The following is a 596-nucleotide window of genomic DNA, read 5'->3' as shown; positions in this document are numbered from 1 at the left end:
AAGAGGTCTACGGCAAGTACATGCACTACCTGACCGGCTGTGAGAACTTCTTCCGCAAGGGCATCAGCAATGTCGGGCAGTTCACCCTCGTGAAGTAGGTGGCGAGGGGCCGGGGACCGCTACTTTTCCAGCGTGAACTGGTCGACGTCCGTGTAACCCTGGCGGAACAGCTTCGCGCAGCCGGTCAGGTAGTGCATGTACTTGCCGTAGACCTCTTCGGACTGCAGCTCGACCGCCTGCTTGCGGTTGGCCTCCAGGTTGGCCGCCCAGATATTGAGTGTGCGCTCGTAGTGCTCCTGCAGCAATTGGACCTGCTGCACGGAAAACCCCGCTTCGCCGGCGAACCTGAAGATGTCTTCCTGCGCCGGCAATTGTCCGCCCGGGAAAATTTCAGTGCCAATGAATCGCGCGAATCGAAGATCATTCATCGTGATGGGGACGCCGCGTTCGTACTGCTGTTTCTGGGTGTAGGTCAAAATGGTATGCAATAACATGCGGCCGTCGTCGGGAAGAATGTTGTGGGCGCGTTCGAAGAACGCGGCGTACCGCTCCATCTTGAAAGCCTCGAAGGCGCCGATGGTGACGATGCGGTCGAC

At 58.6% G+C, this 596-nt stretch carries 1 protein-coding gene and 1 pseudogene; one reads left to right on the top strand and one right to left on the bottom strand.

What is annotated here, in order from left to right:
• Nucleotides 1-98: pseudogene (locus tag A9X04_RS30465) on the top strand (class I SAM-dependent methyltransferase); the annotation flags it as partial.
• Between the two features lie 21 nt (nucleotides 99-119).
• Here the strand turns inward: A9X04_RS30465 and A9X04_RS15785 are convergent.
• On the bottom strand, nucleotides 120-596 hold a 477-nt coding region (locus A9X04_RS15785; protein ID WP_156764379.1), incomplete at its 5' end, for a class I SAM-dependent methyltransferase.

This window comes from Mycobacterium sp. E3247 (assembly GCF_001667785.1).
In the GTDB taxonomy this organism is placed as follows: Bacteria; Actinomycetota; Actinomycetes; order Mycobacteriales; family Mycobacteriaceae; genus Mycobacterium.
The sequence above is the reverse complement of the archived record's forward strand: the minus strand, read 5'-3'. Positions and strand labels throughout refer to the sequence as shown.